Origin of the sequence: Microcystis aeruginosa LEGE 91341 (assembly GCF_015206885.1) — a bacterium.
GTDB lineage: Bacteria > Cyanobacteriota > Cyanobacteriia > Cyanobacteriales > Microcystaceae > Microcystis > Microcystis aeruginosa_H.
In genome coordinates, this window is record NZ_JADEXY010000020.1 from 23,834 (window position 1) to 40,455 (window position 16,622).

General features: G+C 43.1%; 14 protein-coding genes. 8 read left to right on the plus strand and 6 right to left on the minus strand.

Annotated elements, in window-relative coordinates:
- Positions 1–117: 117 nt before the first annotated feature.
- The gene (gene priA / locus IQ234_RS05195; protein WP_193956294.1) at positions 118–2,607 is read left to right on the plus strand and encodes a primosomal protein N'; all 2,490 of its coding nucleotides are present in this window, start codon (positions 118–120) and stop codon (positions 2,605–2,607) included.
- Between the two features lie 53 nt (positions 2,608–2,660).
- Here priA and IQ234_RS05200 read toward each other — a convergent pair whose 3' ends face one another.
- From IQ234_RS05200 to IQ234_RS05210, 3 genes are all read right to left on the minus strand, one after another.
- A complete protein-coding gene (locus IQ234_RS05200) occupies positions 2,661–3,542 on the minus strand; it encodes a DUF4351 domain-containing protein (protein ID WP_193956295.1) in 882 nt (293 codons plus the stop codon).
- Positions 3,539–4,432: a DUF4351 domain-containing protein gene (locus tag IQ234_RS05205; protein ID WP_193956296.1), complete on the minus strand. Its 894-nt coding sequence runs from the start codon at positions 4,430–4,432 to the stop codon at positions 3,539–3,541. Before IQ234_RS05205 ends, IQ234_RS05200 begins: the two co-directional genes overlap by 4 nt.
- A 301-nt stretch (positions 4,433–4,733) precedes the next feature.
- The gene (locus tag IQ234_RS05210; RefSeq protein WP_193956297.1) at positions 4,734–5,147 is read right to left on the minus strand and encodes a hypothetical protein; all 414 of its coding nucleotides are present in this window, start codon (positions 5,145–5,147) and stop codon (positions 4,734–4,736) included.
- Positions 5,148–5,347: 200 nt separating this feature from the next.
- Here IQ234_RS05210 and clpS point away from each other — a divergent pair, with 200 nt between their 5' ends.
- From clpS to IQ234_RS05225, 3 genes are read left to right on the plus strand one after another with little or no spacing between them, the layout of a single operon-like run.
- Positions 5,348–5,635 (plus strand): ATP-dependent Clp protease adapter ClpS, encoded by a 288-nt coding sequence (gene clpS / locus IQ234_RS05215; protein WP_002738526.1) that lies wholly within the window; start codon positions 5,348–5,350, stop codon positions 5,633–5,635.
- Entirely contained in the window at positions 5,628–6,458 is an 831-nt protein-coding gene (locus tag IQ234_RS05220; RefSeq protein ID WP_193956298.1) for a CPBP family intramembrane glutamic endopeptidase, read from the plus strand. The genes clpS and IQ234_RS05220 overlap by 8 nt, the downstream gene beginning before the upstream one ends.
- A 52-nt stretch (positions 6,459–6,510) precedes the next feature.
- Positions 6,511–8,028: an ammonium transporter gene (locus IQ234_RS05225; RefSeq protein WP_193956299.1), complete on the plus strand. Its 1,518-nt coding sequence runs from the start codon at positions 6,511–6,513 to the stop codon at positions 8,026–8,028.
- A gap of 11 nt (positions 8,029–8,039) precedes the next feature.
- On the opposite strand, the gene IQ234_RS05230 is transcribed toward IQ234_RS05225, so the two are convergent.
- On the minus strand, positions 8,040–9,950 hold the full coding sequence (locus IQ234_RS05230) for an Hpt domain-containing protein (protein ID WP_193956300.1): 1,911 nt from the start codon (positions 9,948–9,950) through the stop codon (positions 8,040–8,042).
- Positions 9,951–10,686: 736 nt separating this feature from the next.
- Here IQ234_RS05230 and IQ234_RS05235 point away from each other — a divergent pair.
- The 3 genes from IQ234_RS05235 to IQ234_RS05245 all read left to right on the plus strand — a co-directional run bounded on the left by IQ234_RS05235 (position 10,687) and on the right by IQ234_RS05245 (position 12,075).
- Positions 10,687–10,818 carry an LPXTG cell wall anchor domain-containing protein gene (locus IQ234_RS05235; RefSeq protein WP_216362260.1) on the plus strand — a complete coding sequence of 44 codons (132 nt, stop codon included), beginning with the start codon at positions 10,687–10,689 and terminating at the stop codon, positions 10,816–10,818.
- A gap of 171 nt (positions 10,819–10,989) precedes the next feature.
- Positions 10,990–11,577 carry a hypothetical protein gene (locus IQ234_RS05240; RefSeq protein WP_193956301.1) on the plus strand — a complete coding sequence of 196 codons (588 nt, stop codon included), beginning with the start codon at positions 10,990–10,992 and terminating at the stop codon, positions 11,575–11,577.
- 297 nt (positions 11,578–11,874) lie between these two features.
- On the plus strand, positions 11,875–12,075 hold the full coding sequence (locus IQ234_RS05245) for a hypothetical protein (RefSeq protein WP_110579292.1): 201 nt from the start codon (positions 11,875–11,877) through the stop codon (positions 12,073–12,075).
- 125 nt (positions 12,076–12,200) lie between these two features.
- Here IQ234_RS05245 and IQ234_RS05250 read toward each other — a convergent pair whose 3' ends face one another.
- Entirely contained in the window at positions 12,201–12,935 is a 735-nt protein-coding gene (locus tag IQ234_RS05250; RefSeq protein WP_193956302.1) for a Uma2 family endonuclease, read from the minus strand.
- Positions 12,936–12,963: 28 nt separating this feature from the next.
- Entirely contained in the window at positions 12,964–13,968 is a 1,005-nt protein-coding gene (gene ahr / locus IQ234_RS05255; RefSeq protein ID WP_193956303.1) for an NADPH-dependent aldehyde reductase Ahr, read from the minus strand.
- Positions 13,969–14,381: 413 nt separating this feature from the next.
- Here ahr and dnaK point away from each other — a divergent pair, with 413 nt between their 5' ends.
- Complete coding sequence (gene dnaK / locus IQ234_RS05260; protein ID WP_193956304.1) at positions 14,382–16,430, plus strand: molecular chaperone DnaK; 2,049 nt, start codon at positions 14,382–14,384, stop codon at positions 16,428–16,430.
- Positions 16,431–16,622 lie beyond the last annotated feature (192 nt).

Here is a 16,622-nt window from a genome sequence, read left to right on the forward strand (position 1 = left end):
GCAAAAAATCAATATTTAAACTGTTTTTAGAGAAAATTAACTGGTTTTATTCCCCTCAAGCTTTAAACTATAATTTAAATACCCCATTCTTCCCATCACCCCATCACCCCACTGACTATGCTCGATCGCCATGCTACTCTAACTGTAGCGGAACCTCGCACACCTTACCAATTAACCACAACTGGACAACCGTGGTTAGAGGTTTTGGTCGATCGCCCTTATCCTAGAGATAGTCAAGAGGATCAGCAAATATTAACCTATAGTATCCCCCAGGATTTAACAGTAGAAATCGGCGATATTTTAAGCGTTCCCTTTGGTTCTCAGGTAATAGGGGGAATTGCCCTTAGATTTATCGAAAATTTGCCCGCAGGACTAGAAGAAAATCAAATTCGTCCCGTGGAAGATGTGATTGCTAAGGGCTTTTTCCCCGATAATTATTGGCAGTTATTGACGAAAATCGCCCAATACTACGCAACGGATTTAATCACCGTTGTTCGCGTCGCTTTACCTACGGGTTTACTGCGAAGTTCCCAACGTCGCATCAGATTAAAACCAGAAGCGATTCCCCCCGGTGCGGAAGTTTTTTGTACTCCCCTCTCCCGTCAGATTTTATCCCTGCTCAAAAATCAAAAAGAAGGCGATTATTCGGCGAAATACCTGCAAGAAAAAGTAAAAAATGCCAATTACGGTATCCGAGACTTAGTTAAGCGCGGTTGGGTAGAAAGTTATCTAGAAGCACCCAAAAGTACCAATATTAAACAAAAAAAAGCCATTACCCTGCTAATAACCGACTTTCCTCCGGATTTAACCGAAAATCAGCGTAAAATTGTCGAAATTCTCCGTCATCAGGGAGGAGAAATGTGGCTGCCAGAATTGGTAAAACTTGCGGGGACAAAACATTTTAAACCGCTCATTGACAAGGGTTATGTGGTGATTGAGGACCGGGAATTTCTGCGCTTATCCTCGGCGATTATGAGCAGGGATCAACCAAAAACACTCACTTCTAGTCAAAAACAGGCTTTAGAAGCCATTCAAACCCTAAAAGGTGGTGAAAGCACTCTCTTACATGGAGTGACGGGATCGGGTAAAACAGAAGTCTATCTACAGGCGATCGCACCTGTCCTGGCAGCGGGTAAATCTGCCTTGGTTTTAGTCCCCGAAATTGGATTAACACCGCAACTAACCGATCGCTTTGTGGCCCGTTTTGGCGATCGAGTCTATGTTTATCATAGCGCCCTCTCGGAAGGAGAAAGATACGATACCTGGCGACAGATGTTGACAGGAACCCCACAAGTTATTATCGGGACGAGATCGGCGATTTTTGCCCCTTTACCCCACCTAGGCATGATTATCCTCGATGAAGAACACGATAGCAGCTTTAAACAAAGTCAATTACTCCCCACCTATCACGCGCGTACCGTGGCTAAATGGCGCTCTCAATTAAACCATTGTCCCGTAATTTTAGGCTCGGCAACGCCATCCCTAGAAACATGGCTAGAATCCCAAGCTAATCCCCGTCTTTACCTATCTTTGCCCGATCGCATCCAAAATCGCCCCTTACCGCAGGTGGAAATCGTCGATATGCGACGGGAATTGCAACGAGGCAATCGTTCCCTGTTTAGTCAATCCCTGCGTTCAGCGCTGGAAACCCTGCGCGACAAGGGAGAACAGGCAATTTTATTCGTTAGTCGTCGGGGACATAGTACCTTTGTATCTTGCAGAAGTTGCGGTTATGTGCTGGAGTGTCCCCACTGTGATGTCTCTCTCTCCTATCACCACACCGAACCGGGAGCGCAAGAATTACTACGCTGTCACTACTGCAACTATGGTCGCATTCATCCGAAACAATGTCCTGAATGCGGTTCTCCCTATCTAAAATTTTTCGGTACTGGCACTCAGCGAGTCACCCAAGAATTAAGCAAAGAATTTCCTGATTTGCGCTGCTTGCGTTTTGATAGTGATACCACCCGCAACAAAAATGCTCCCCGGGAACTATTAAAACTATTTACTGATGGTGAATTCGATGTTTTAGTGGGAACCCAAATGCTCACCAAAGGGTTAGATATTGATCGAGTTACTTTAGTAGGAGTAATGGCAGCCGATGGTTTACTTTATCACTCCGATTATCGCGCCTCCGAACGCGCTTTTCAAACCCTCACCCAAGTAGCAGGGAGAGCAGGAAGGGGAGAAACAGAAGGAAAGGTAATTATCCAAACCTATACCCCAGAACATCCCGTGATTAGAGCAGTACAAACCCACGATTATGAGGGTTTTGTCGAGACGGAATTAATGCAGAGAGAGGGTTTAAATTATCCTCCCTACGGCAGTTTAGTCTTAATTCGCTTTAGTGGTTTAGATGGGGAAGCAGTGCAGAAAAGTGCTGAAAATGTCGCGGAGGAATGTGTTAATAATTTCGGTTCCGATTGGGATATTTTGGGACCTGCACCCGCAACAATTATGCGAGTTGCTAACCGTTATCGCTGGCAAATTCTGTTAAAATTATCGGGAGAAAAGGCTGATATAGGTCGTCTTTTTCTTCCCCTAAAAAGCTTAGTTTTACCCAAGGTAAGTATGGCGATCGATGTGGATCCCTTAACGATAGAATAATCAAGGATGGATAATGCGCTCGCAACGCGCTCGCTACGCGAGATCGCTATTGTTCACGGATGCAACCAGTTGTCTAAATCCGTCAAAGTGTTAAAGTCTAATAAAGCGAGTCCTAAGTCTTCTAACCGCTCCACAGGAAGATTACGGATGATTTCTTCTAGATTCTGGGGTATTTCCCCGAAACGTCGCTGAAGTTGACGGATGACTAACTTTAATGCTTCCTGTTGTACACCCTCTTGAACCGCTTGTTCCCTATCCTGTTGGTAAAGTGGAGCTAAACGCATAATAAACTCCCTATCCTCCTGTGTTTTTTTCGATAACGCTTCTAGATTTCTACTCAAATTATACAATAAGTTTAAAGAAGCCGATTTTAGGGGATTATTCGGCGATAATCTTTCTAATTCGTCAATTGCTCTCTCTCTTGTTCCTCCTCTACCCAATAATCTTAACCATAATGTCTCTGGGATTGCGGGTAATTGATGAATGACGACAATAGCTGTACCGAAACCCTCCGGGAGAAAATAAACCCCTTCTCCCCAATTGGGTTGTAATTGAGCAGTAAACAGGGATAAAATGCGTTCACTAGCTGTAGGGGTGAGAATCCATAACTTAGGTATCTCCTCCTCTGATATTCTCTGTTTATTTCTCTTTGCTTCTCTCTGGAAGATTTCACGGATAGCAAAGCGCTTGGACAGACAATCATTGATACCATCAAGGGTAATCCCATTGCGATAGGGTTCCAATAAACAGGGATTTTGGCATAATTTGCCTAATAATCCTAACTGAGAGGGAATTTCAGAGATATTAGGACTAAAATACACATCAATTTCTTTAATTTCTGAGGTGACTTCTTTGCTGACAACTACTGTACCGTAGGGAGAAAGAAGGGTTTCTAAGAAGTCTTTGCTAAATTTATCCCAAATAAAGCGAGTCACGGATGCAACCAGTTGTCTAAATCCGTCAAAGTGTCAAAGTCTAATAAAGCGAGTCCTAAGTCTTCTAACCGCTCCACAGGAAGGTTACGGATGGTTTCTTCTAGATTTTGGGGTATTTCACCGAAACGTCGTTGAAGTTGACGGAGGAGTAAATACGCTTCTCCCTGTTGTCTTCCTTGTTGAATACCTTGCTGAACCGCTTGTTCCCTATCCTGTTGGTAAAGTGGAGCTAAACGCATAATAAACTCCCTATCCTCCTGTGTTTTTTTCGATAACGCTTCTAGATTTCTACTCAAATTATACAATAAGTTTAAAGAAGCCGATTTTAGGGGATTATTCGGCGATAATCTTTCTAATTCGTCAATTGCTCTCTCTCTTGTTCCTCCTCTACCCAATAATCTTAACCATAATGTCTCTGGGATTGCGGGTAATTGATGAATGACGACAATAGCTGTACCGAAACCCTCCGGGAGAAAATAAACCCCTTCTCCCCAATTGGGTTGTAATTGAGCAGTAAACAGGGATAAAATGCGTTCACTAGCTGTAGGGGTGAGAATCCATAACTTAGGTATCTCATCCTCTGATATTCTCTGTTTATTTCTCTTTGCTTCTCTCTGGAAGATTTCACGGATAGCAAAGCGCTTGGACAGACAATCATTGATACCATCAAGGGTAATCCCATTGCGATAGGGTTCCAATAAACAGGGATTTTGGCATAATTTGCCTAATAATCCTAACTGAGAGGGAATTTCAGAGATATTAGGACTAAAATACACATCAATTTCTTTAATTTCTGAGGTGACTTCTTTGCTGACAACTACTGTACCGTAGGGAGAAAGAAGGGTTTCTAGGAAGTCTTTGCTAAATTTATCCCAAATAAAGCGAGTCATTTCAGTTATCAGTTACCAGTTATCAGTTATCAGTGACTACCACCTAAACTCGGTAGCTTGAAAAAGGTTAATTGCCTCAGTTGCTGATTTTAGCCTCTAGATTAATCATCGAGAATTGAGCAAGCGATCGCATTTATGATCTGATTCTAATTTATTGAGGGTCAGTAAGAATAGCGATAATTGACATTTCTTAAGGTTTTATCTCCCACTACTGATAATTAACATTAACATCGACAAAAAAACTTTCTAAAATCTGCTTAGATAAAGATAAATATTGATATTTGCTGTTAAATTATTCAGCTTATCGCCCCAAAAGGGAAACAAAAGGGGGTATAGTAGATATGGCCGCTTTTAATTTGGCTGCTGCTGATCGCTCTGGTTGATTGAGTTTAGCCAGAATTTGGTTTAATGATTCTAGGATTTGTACAGAAGCAAGTTCAGGGGGTGGTTCTGTGGTAATTGCCGTCAATTCTGTGACAATTTCTGCTACCATTACCTCGGCATCAGGAAAGGAAGCTTCTTGACTCTCGCTGGCGACTAAATCCCATTTTTCCCGTTCAAAATCCCGAATTAGTCGGAGTAAATCTTCGATTTGCTGCTTGATCCTAACTTGTTCTTCCAGTGCAATTGTGACTAAAGTGTTTCGCTTTCCCGCTAATTGTTGTTTTAAGCGTTGAATATTTTTATCGAGATTTTGTAATTCGCCAGCAGACATAGAGAAATAAGGTTAAATTACAGGGTTAATTCAATTATGATCTATCCATCTAAAAATGTCATTCCTTTGGCTGTCCCCCACTCCCCAACACCCAACCCCCTCACGGATCACAGAAAAAGCCTAGCTCAATCTGGAAATTTTGATTATGATCATTAAGTAATTGACTTGTATTCGCGATATAGATTCAAAGGAGAGAAACGGTGTCCACAGAAGTCATCGAAAAGCGTTCCACAGCGACAATCCGTAAACCAGCACCGCGTTATCGCGTTTTACTCCACAATGACGACTTTAACTCGATGGAGTATGTGGTTCAGAGTTTAATGCAAACGATCGCCGGTATGACGCAACCCCAAGCAGTTGATATCATGATGGAAGCGCACACGAATGGTACAGCCTTGGTGATTACCTGCATCCAAGAACACGCGGAATTTTACTGTGAAACCTTGAAAAATAAAGGTTTAACCAGCAGCATCGAACCGGATGAATAAAAGATTGCGGGTAATTGCCACTTACCCAGTCCCCCTGCGACTGGGAATTTTTATTTTGCTCTTACTTTTTCTCTGGTTGCCGATCGCACTTCCCCTCTATCACTTTTTTGCCACTAATGCTAATCTGGTCTCAATTTTGACCCTTTCTGTTCTCTATCTGGAATTTTTGGGGTTATCCCATTGGTGGGGACGGACAATTTATAGCGATGAGGGATTAGCCGATTATGGTTTGATTTGGCGAAGAAAAACGCTGATCGAGTTAATTAACGGGTTAGCGATCGGTCTATTTTTCACTTTCTCGCTTTTTCTGTCCCAAGCGTTCCTAGGTTGGTTAAATTTCTTACCCGCAAATCCCCCAATCAGCAAAATCATCCTGGAGGGGTTTTTAGTCGCTTTAGCGGTGGGTTTTGCCGAAGAATTGCTATTTCGGGGCTGGTTACTGCGAGAATTAGAAAAGGATTATCGTCCCGCTATCGCTCTAGTGATTAGTGCCTTAATTTTCGCTCTTACCCACTTTATTAAACCTTTAGCCGAAATTATCCGCACTTTTCCCCAATTTCCTGCCTTAGTCTTGCTAGGATTGATTCTCGGTTGGGCAAAACGCGCCCGTGGTGGTAATTTGGGTAAAAGTATCGGTCTGCACGCGGGTTTAGTCTGGGCATACTATATATTAAATGTGGGTCAGTTAATTAAATACACTGGTACTGTTCCCAATTGGCTAACTGGAATCGATAAAAATCCTTTAGCGGGAGTGATGGGTTTACTTTTCCTGACAATTCTCGCTATCTGGATCAGAAAAAAAGCAGTTTTGAGTGAACGATAGGGGATTAAATCAATTACTATAAAGGGGAAATTGCCCATGAGAGTTATAGCCGATGAATCGATTATTATCTTTTCTAGAATATCGCCCGCGTTTGCGTAATATCCTATCTTTTTGTTTCTCTCTTATCGTCATGCTGTTGATCGGTGTAGGCAAAGTCACAGCACAGGATTTAAATAATTCTACTCTGGATTTAGTTGCTAATATTTGGATGTTAACAGCCGGCTCTTTAGTATTCTTTATGAATGCTGGTTTTGCCATGCTAGAAACGGGTTTTTGTCGTACTAATAACGCCACTAATGTCTTAGCTAAAAACCTAATTGTCTTCTGTGTTTCTGCCTTGGCTTATTGGATGTTTGGTTTCGGTTTAATGTTTGGCAATACATCAGCACTAGGAAATAGTTTCTCTGGTGGCACAGGATTTTTCTTGGAAATTCTGACCTCTAATAATGAATACAGTCAATTCCAAGAGGTGTGGAAAGGTCGTTCAATTGCCACTTTATTTTTCTTTCAATTAACCTTTGCAGGAACTGCGGCGACCATTGTATCGGGAGCAGTGGCAGAAAGGGTTAAATTTTGGGCATTTTTGCTATTTAGTTTCTTTTTAGTTGCTTTTTCTTATTCTCTTACCGGACATTGGATTTGGTCATCGGAAGGATGGTTATATAACTTATTTAAGTTTCGAGATTTTGCTGGTTCAACGGTGGTGCATTCGGTGGGAGGAATGGCAGGATTAGTGGGTGCTTGGTTGCTAAAACCGAGAGATGGACGCTTTGGTTATAATCGCAAAACCGATCGTTATGAAGAAAAAGAAAGGGGAAATTTTGCTCCCCATCAGTTAGGATTTGCAACTCTTGGTTGTTTCATTCTTTGGTTAGGATGGTTTGGTTTTAATGGTGGTTCGGCGGTAAATTTGAATGATGTCCCCATGACAATTACTACCACAATGATTGCCGCTGCCACGGGGGGATTTTTGGCATTAATTTTTAATCCTTTAATTGGCCGCAAAGTCAGTTTATCCATAATGATTAATGGCATTTTGGGGGGATTAGTGGGGATTACGGCATCATCAGGTTATGTTAATATCAAATCAGCTATTATCATCGGTGGCATTAGTGGCATTATCGTCTTATTAGGGGAAGAATTTTTAGTTAAAACTAAAGTAATTGATGATCCAGTGGGAGCAATTTCAGTACATCTTTTTTGTGGTTTTTGGGGAACAATGGCGGTGGGTTTCTTTAGTACCAAAGATGCAGGAGAATTCGCCCTTGGATTAACACAGAATAGTCGCATATCTCAAGTCGCTTTTCAATTTTTTGGATGGGTTATAGTCATGGCATTTACGTTTATTTTTAGTTTAATTCTCTGGCTAATAATTGGCAATCTCCTCTACTATATGCAAGTAATTGTTTTACGTCAAAAGAACCCACAGGTTAACTTCTCTCCTGTTATCAGGAGTCAATCCTTCAATGTTTCTGACCTATTCTCCTTATTTTGGTCACGGGGAAGGGAAGGAATCCGGGTATCATTATCCGATGAATTAACGGGTAGTGATGGAGTATTTAGTGATTGAAAAATTGATGTTTATTTAATAAGTTTTTGGCAATCTGGATTATCTGGCAAAGCTCGCTCGATATCCAGCTTCCAGGCTTTGTCATTGTGCCAACGTTTTGCCCAAAATTGAGCTTCTTTAAAGTTATCAGAAGTTGGGGGGATTTGGCACAAAATTTCAAAAGCACCTTCTCTACCCGGCAGATTAGCCACAAAATTATTGGCAGCTAATCCTATTGCTTGCTGAATTAACATTAACTCATTTAATTGAGTCGCACACTTTTCAGAAAGCCGATTACCTTGTTTACTTTTCAAGTCTTGCAGTTGTTGAATAGTCTTGTTTAAGCTAATATTAAAATCTCGTTTAGCACAAATTTCTGGAATACTAGGTGAGGGTGTCACCACAACATCAGAATTCTTTTCAGGAGTCTTTAATGACAAGAAAGTAAATCCAAGAAAGCCTAATAGTGCCAAGAAAGATAACACTTTAGTTAAATCAGCAGGAGAATTTTCCACATCAAGTAATTTTTCTAATTCCTGTCTAACCCATTGAACATTAAATACCTCTTGATAAATTCGATTGGTCACTTCTAGATAATCATCATTTTTAATCACTAATGCTGCTTGCTGAAGTGCCAATTTTTCTGGTTTATTATCAGCCAATACTCTCCCCTGCAAAATGTCTTGATAGGTCTCTAATCTTGACCTAACATTTGCATCAGGATTTAAGAGAATGTTTTGTATTTTTTGGAGATGGGCTGCCGCTTTATTTTGTAACCAATTTTCTAGAATATGTTTCTGAATTAATTGTTCAATTTTTGGTTTTTCTTGTCCTTCCCGCAACTCGTTTTTATTGTCGATTAGCAAACGAATAACTATTTGGGTTAACTCCAAGTTATCACCAGTCCAAGCAAGAGTTTCCTCAATTAAAGTTGCTCGTTGGTTTTCCTCAAATTCGGCGGTTAATTTTTCTTCAGCCAGTTGATATGCTTCCCTTTGACTTGCTATCTGTGCTTTTCGCTCGGTTGGGATTTGACTTAACTCTAAAGAAGGCTTTTCTGACTCATTAATATCTTGATTTTCACTCCATTTTAAAGCTTCTTCTAAATCTTGATCAGAAAGAAGTTCTGGAGTACTAGCTACCAATTCCGCTTCCGGGTTAATCAGGATTTGTGGTAATTTGGCGGCGGCTAATAATTGCAATTCTTGACTAACGGTGATTTCTTCCCCGCGACCCCATTCTAATAAATTACTAGCTTGTTTTAATTCCTTAATAATAACCGGGGCGAGAGTACGATAGGAATGCTTGGGGTTAGCCAAGGCCGATTGGGCATTTTTAACTAAATATTGCCATTGTTCCTGTTCTGAAGCCAATTGAGACAGAGATAAAATTAGTTTTTGTAATTGCTGACGGGAAGCACTGGTTTCTTCCTGTTTAAACAGTTGTAACATCTGTTTGAGGATATCTCTGACGCTGATGGAGATAGAAGGGGCTGCCGCAATAGCTGGAGTAGATTTTCCCTGGCCGAGAAGATAGTTAAGATGGGCCTGTAATTCGGCAAAAGTCGCTTCACCGTTTTTAACGATCGCATCAGCTCCCTCGGCTTGCAAACCCAAGGGCTCCTGCAGCTTATCGATCAATATCTGAAGCAGATCATAACCCTTGAGGAACAAAGACTCTAATTCTTGATCCACTTCTAGGGGATTTTCTTTCAATATTGTGAAAGCATCCTCAAGACGGTGAGCAGTTTTTTGGATACTGCTATAGCCTAACATGGCCGCCCCTGCCTTGACGGAATGAGCGGCACGAAACATCTCGTTCATCTGTTCATTGTTGTTCACGAGATTGCCTAAGTCTAAAATCCCCTGTTCCAAAGTTTCCAGGTGTTCTTTTGCTTCTTCGATAAAATAGCCGAGAATTTTCTGATCGTTAGCGGAGTCCAAAGTCCTATCCCCCTTATCACGATGCTATCTAGTCCTGGATTGGCCTAGTTTTTCATTAAATATATCAGTGACTCTTAAATCATTATATAGCGTTTTTCAGTCTGCTGAGGTACAAAAGTTATGGGTTTTAGGCAAAAGGCAAGAAGGAAGAAAAATAGGTGTACCTCACTAGCTTAGGAAACGCTATAAATACATCAACAACTGCCTGTGAGCATCTCATGGAAAAATTAATGCGCTCCAGGGTTCGGGGGTTAAGCTTTTTGTAATTTAAATTACTTTTTGAGACAAGGTAAGCGGCATTCATGCAAAAATCAACAGTAAAGGGATTGGCGGAGATTCGGCTAATCTAAGAATAATTGGTTTATAGCGTTTTTCAGTCTGATGAGGTACAAAAGTTATGGGTTTTAGGCAAAAGGCAAAAGGGAAGAAAAATAGGCGTACCTCACTAGCTTAGGAAACGCTATAAATAGGTCTCAGCTTATAACCCCCCAAAAGCTTGGATTAATTGATAAAACCGAAAGTAAAGCCCAATTTTAGCCATTATCTGAGGAATTAAATGGTAGTGATCGGGTATTTAGCCTATTGACAGTTACTGCTGTCTCCAGTCTGATTAATAAGATATTGGAGTTGTACAAAGAATTTTAAATATCCATTATCGGGCTTTTAGACACGAAACTGCTAAAGAAGAGAACCAGACTATATTATTCTATCAGTCCTCAATTTAATTGAAACAGCTATGCTTACTATTCCCGATCGATTAACTGGAATCGATAAAAATCCTTTAGCGGGAGTGATGGGTGGACTTTTCCTGACAATTCTCGCCCTCTGGACTAGAAAAAAAGCAACCGATGTAAAACCTAGCAGTTAGACTGTCTTCTCTCCCTGACAGGTGTTTTCAGAGGTTTTTTCGCCCATAAGTATTAAGGGGTATGCTGCTGATATGTCCGATGAATGACAATTTTCTAGCGATCGAGCCTTTCCACTAGGGAAATTCGAGTTTATCATAAAAAGAAATCCTCTCTCAGGTAAGAGCGGTAGTATGGCTTACTCGACACAGCAGTTAATTGAAATCCTCGAGCGAGAAATGCACGCCACTTGCAAAGGGGAACGTCTGTTACTCTCTCCGGCGGAGCGCATTGATAATCCGGTGATTGCCAAGGCGATCAATCTAGAAAAGGTGGGCAAAGTCTTCGCCTATCAGGATTTTCGCCGCCAAATTCACGATTATCAACAACAATATCAGGTTTCGGGCATTATCTGGCGTGTTTGTCAATGGGGCGATCGCACTCTCCGTTATCCCGAAATTCATAATCAATTAGTTGCCGTCGCAGGTGACAAGGAAATTCTCATGGCTGCCAAAGCCTCGGTTTTAGATTTTTGGAACAGTATCACCCCTAATATGAATTTTTGGTGGGCGCTTAACTCCCGTCGTCCTATTTCTGCCGATTCTCTAGCTGAATTAGTCGCCCAGTCGGAATGGGCGGAATTAGATGTGGCGCGCACGGAATTATATCTCGGTCTCTGTTGGGGTAATCCTTTAGAACACCAGTATCAATGGGCGCAACCCTTTTCCGGTTGTCATCGCATTATCGCCGCCGTCGATGAACCCAGTTCGATTAAGGTCTGAGGGCGATTGATGTCTTGGGAATTATGAATTATGAATTATCAATTATGAATTATGAATTGGGGTGTGGGCTTCGGCCGTGAGCTCAGCGTTCGACAAAAGTTCACGCCGAGGTCCGAACGGGTGTGGGGTGTGGGGAGAATAAAGCTGCCCCCTGTCCCCTGTCTCCTATTGTAAAGTTTTGTTAATTTTTCTGGGATTAGGGCGTTTTGTAAAAATAGATACAGAATTGTATGTTATATATATTAGTGGGTGATTAAAAAAGTTCAAAATGCGATTTGCAGATCGGAGGAAATGATTATGTCCACAGAACAACAAGCTCGTGCCTTAATGATGCGTCACCACCACGCCGTTAAAAATCGTCAACAATCGATGTTAGACAGAAGTGCTTCTGAAATCGGTATTGACAATGATAATGGCCACGGGGAAACCGTTCAACGTCGCTTCTCGGCCGACTTCTCTTCACAAACCTATGATCGCTCTGGTGCTACTCTGAGTTAGGCTCTTAGATTTCGCCAAAGTGTCAGCTTTCAATCTTAGAATTAAGTGAACAATCAGCCCACACAAACCGAGATCGGAAGGTGTGGGCTTTTGGTTTTTAGAGATAGGGGTCAGTCCTAGGCTGATTACGGGGTTTCATCGGGATTTATGCCTAATTGCCGTAATTGCGCTGCTAAACGTTCCGCCCGTTGACGTTCAATTTCAGCATTCTGACGTTCGATTTCGGCTAATTCCGCAGGTAGGAGGATTAAATTGCCGTCTAGGTCATAAAAACGCAGCCAAGGGGCTTCTTCTCGTTGGATGCTGCCCATCCAGACTCCTAACCATAATCCCAAACGTTGACACCATAACCAACCGCGCTGGTCGGGAATAATTTCTTGATAGCATTGATTTTGGTCTAACGCCCAACCTTGCAGGGAAGTGGCATCAAAGGGATTATAAACGAAGTATTGGGAACAGCGAAAAGTCCGCTCATAGAGGTTTTTTTTGGTAGTTAAATCGATTTTTGCGGTGCTTTCTGACATTAATTCCACGATCACATCGGGATAACGTCCGTTTTCGTTCCAAACCACCCATCCTTGTCGTTTATAACTACCATCGATATCGAGGACAACGAAAAAATCGGGCCCACGAAAATTTTTATTAAAAACCCGCTCACGGCTAAAGTAAATAAACATATTACCGCCAACAAAAAAGTCCTCTCGATCCTGATAGGCTTGTTCGATAGAATCGATTAAGACATTCATGGCCTTGCGGTGACGGTGCGTTTCCAAAGGTTCTCCATCATCAAAAATCAAATCTTCTGGGGGAATGAGTGGTTCTTCCCAATCGATAACTGGAGGAGTGAGGGGTTGAGTCATCGGGGTTACGTCCGGGATAGAGATGGTTTTATTTTATTTGTAAGACGAGGCGATATTTAGGTTGTCCAGTTCGCAATTTTTCCATAGCTTCATTCACCTGGGAGATAGGATAGGTTTCTGTGACTGGTTCAATGCCATGACGAGCAGCAAATTCAATCATTTTACTGACGGTACTGGGACTACCCAAAGGACTGCCAGAAATCGATTTTTGACCCATAATCAAGGGAAAAGCATAGGTAGCCATGGGTTCAAGAACAGCCCCAACAATATGCAGACGACCCTTGGGACGTAAACAGGCGATATAAAGACCCCAATCGAGATTAACGTTAACGGTAGAGATAATGAAATCAAGGTAATTTTGTACCGATTGCAAGGCTTCTGGGTCTCTGGAATTGATAAAATGAGTCGCCCCTAGTTCTTTTGCTTCTGTTTCTTTGTCGGGACTACTGGAAAAAGCGGTTACTTCGCAGCCCCAAGCTTTGAGGAATTTTAAGGCTATATGGCCCAATCCACCAATACCAATGACACCAACTCGGGCCGTGGGTTTAATATCAAATTGGACAATGGGATTAAAGACGGTAATACCACCACAAAAAAGCGGGCCAGCTTTGGCCGCATCTAACTGCTCTGGTAAGAGAACTAACCAACTATGATGGGCCCGGACTCTTTCAGCAAAACCGCCATGGCGACCGACAATAGTTCCTTCGGCAGTAGCACAAAGGTTTTGATCCCCCGACATACAAGTTTCACAGGTGGAACAGGAACGGGAAAACCAACCAAGACCGACTCTTTGCCCTAATTTTAACTCTTTGACTTTAGCACCAAGAGCGGCGATCGTACCGACCACCTCATGACCGGGGACAAAGGGATAGGTGGTCAGTCCCCAATCGTTATCGAGCATACTTAGGTCACTGTGGCAGATGCCGCAATATTCCACCGCGATTTCTACATCTTCATCCGCTAATATACCCGGATCGTAGTCAAAAGGCTCTAGTTTTCCCCCTTTTTCTCGGGCAGCATAGGCTCTAATCATGATTAAGTCCTCTAGGATTGGTTTATTGGTTATCTTATCCTAAATTGCTCTGAGTATGGCTTGCACTAAATCCTGTTTAAAAAGTATAGAAGGATGGGAAGTGGAGAGAAGGGAACGGATTTGATCCTACCAGCGATCGCCAAATAGTTCCAAGGGTGATTTTTTGATGCTACAAAGAATAGGCAGCGGAGGCATCAGCAAAATTACTGGTTTTAGGTTACTCTTGATATATGGTCCATTACACCGATCTGGGCGGGCGTGCGGACTTTACCAACAAGTTTTGTTAGCCTCACAGGAAAACTACCAGCTTTCAACCGGGGCAAGATTAGACGGGGTAAAAGGCCCTTTTCTAATTTGGGGACAATTTTTGTCAGCGATTGTATCCTATTAACTACCGTTATTATTAGAGCGTCATGGGAAAAGTCATCGGCATCGACTTAGGGACAACCAACAGTTGCATTGCCGTACTAGAGGGAGGTCAGCCGATTATAGTTCCCAACTCAGAAGGGGGAAGGACCACTCCTAGTATCGTGGGATTCGGCAAGGCCCAGCGCCTAGTGGGACAACTGGCCAAACGTCAGGCGGTCACTAATGCCGAAAATACCGTCTATAGCATCAAACGCTTTATCGGTAGGCGTTGGCAAGACACGGAGGCAGAAAGGGGACGAGTTGCCTATCATTGCCAACGCGGTCGCGATGATACCGTCAATATCAAAATTCGTGGTCGGGAATTTACCCCCCAAGAAATCTCGGCCATGATCCTGCAAAAATTAAAGGCCGATGCCGAGGCCTATCTGGGAGAACCGATTAACGAGGCCGTGATTACAGTTCCCGCCTATTTTACCGATGCCCAACGTCAAGCTACTAAAGACGCGGGGATGATCGCAGGACTAGAAGTATTAAGAATTATTAACGAACCCACCGCCGCCGCCCTGGCCTACGGTTTAGATAAACAAAACGAAGATCAACATATCCTCGTTTTTGACCTAGGGGGAGGAACCTTCGACGTTTCTATCCTGCGACTGGGGAAGGGAGTCTTTGAAGTGAAAGCCACGGCCGGCAATAACCATCTTGGGGGGGACGATTTTGATAACCTCTTAGTGCGGTGGCTGGTGGAGAACTTTCAAAGTCAAGAAAACATCGATCTATCCAGCGATCGCATGGCGATCCAAAGACTGCGAGAAGCCGCCGAAAAAGCCAAAATCGAGCTTTCTAGCATGATTACCACCTCGATCAATCTCCCCTTCATCGCCGCCGACGAAACTGGCCCTAAACACCTAGAATTGGAACTAACTCGCTCTAAATTTGAGGAATTAACCAGAGAATTAGTGGAAAAAACCCTCGAACCCGTACAACAGTCCCTCAAAGATAGCGAACTGCAGCCTAGCGATATCAATCGTGTCATTCTCGTTGGTGGTTCCACCAGAATCCCCGCCGTCCAGGAATTAATCTCCCGTTTCTTTTCTACCGGCCAGATCGATCGCTCTGTTAACCCCGATGAAGCCGTTGCTTTGGGGGCAGCGATTCAAGCCGGAGTTTTAGGTGGAGAAGTGGAAGATATCCTCCTACTCGATGTCACCCCCCTTTCCCTCGGCATTGAAACCCTCGGCGAAGTCTTTACCAAAATTATCGATCGCAATACCACTATCCCCACCAGTAAATCTCAGGTTTTCTCCACCGCTGCCGATGGTCAAACTTCGGTGGAAATTCATGTTCTGCAAGGGGAAAGGGCTATGGCCCAGGATAATAAAACCCTGGGTAAATTTCTCCTGACAGGAATTCCTCCCGCTCCTAGGGGGGTGCCACAAATCGAAGTGGCCTTTGAGATCGATGTCAACGGTATCTTGAAAGTAGCCGCCAGCGACCAAGGCACCGGCAAAGAACAAAGCATTTTAATTAGTCATACTGGGGGGCTGAAACCGAACGAAATTGAAAAAATGCGCCTAGAAGCCGAAAAATACGCCGAATCCGATCGCCGTCGTCTGCAAATGATCGATATTCGCCACCAATCCGATAGTCTTTTCTATAGCTACGAAGTCACCATCAGGGAAAACAGTCAGTTAGTCGCCCCCGATATCCGGCAACTGGCCGACCAGAAGCGGCAACAGTTGGAAATCGCTCTGCGCGACCCCTCCCTATCCCCAGAAAAGCTAAAAACCACCTTGGAAGAATTTCGTCAGATTGTCCTCGAAATCGGTACCCGCATCTACACGGGTGGACAAGAGCAAAACCAATCCCTTAACGGTACTGGGTTTGAATCGATCGATGTCACCGAAAAACTGACTCGAGCCACCCGCACCAGGGCTACTTCCTCGAATACCTTCACCAATGGGCCAACCCTCTCCCGCACTAGAACCGGAACTTATAGTAATCTGGAAACTAAATCCACCGAATCGGACAGCGATGATGATCCCTACGATGGGGAAGAAATGAGCGCCAGTGACTATGAGGCCGTAGATTAAAAAGGGAAAAGCTATCGGTCGTCAGGAGACGGTCGTCAGGAGATAGGGTGATAGGTTTTTGGGGTGATAGGGTTTTGGGCTTCGGCCGTGAGCTCAGGCTTCGACGGTGAGCCCAGCCGAACCGCCGAACGGGTGATAGGGTGATGAGACAGCTTCCCCACTTCATAATTCATAATTCATAATTCATAATTC

Excerpts from the sequence above, each read along its gene's own strand:
- priA (WP_193956294.1), top strand. The coding sequence starts at position 118 with ATGCTCGATCGCCATGCTACTCTAACTGTAGCGGAACCTCGCACACCT.
- IQ234_RS05205 (WP_193956296.1), bottom strand. The coding sequence starts at position 4,432 with ATGACTCGCTTTATTTGGGATAAATTTAGCAAAGACTTCCTAGAAACC.
- IQ234_RS05210 (WP_193956297.1), bottom strand. The coding sequence starts at position 5,147 with ATGTCTGCTGGCGAATTACAAAATCTCGATAAAAATATTCAACGCTTA.
- IQ234_RS05220 (WP_193956298.1), top strand. The coding sequence starts at position 5,628 with ATGAATAAAAGATTGCGGGTAATTGCCACTTACCCAGTCCCCCTGCGA.
- IQ234_RS05225 (WP_193956299.1), top strand. The coding sequence starts at position 6,511 with ATGAATCGATTATTATCTTTTCTAGAATATCGCCCGCGTTTGCGTAAT.
- IQ234_RS05235 (WP_216362260.1), top strand. The coding sequence starts at position 10,687 with ATGCTTACTATTCCCGATCGATTAACTGGAATCGATAAAAATCCTTTA.
- IQ234_RS05240 (WP_193956301.1), top strand. The coding sequence starts at position 10,990 with ATGGCTTACTCGACACAGCAGTTAATTGAAATCCTCGAGCGAGAAATG.
- IQ234_RS05245 (WP_110579292.1), top strand. The coding sequence starts at position 11,875 with ATGTCCACAGAACAACAAGCTCGTGCCTTAATGATGCGTCACCACCAC.
- IQ234_RS05250 (WP_193956302.1), bottom strand. The coding sequence starts at position 12,935 with ATGACTCAACCCCTCACTCCTCCAGTTATCGATTGGGAAGAACCACTC.
- ahr (WP_193956303.1), bottom strand. The coding sequence starts at position 13,968 with ATGATTAGAGCCTATGCTGCCCGAGAAAAAGGGGGAAAACTAGAGCCT.
- dnaK (WP_193956304.1), top strand. The coding sequence starts at position 14,382 with ATGGGAAAAGTCATCGGCATCGACTTAGGGACAACCAACAGTTGCATT.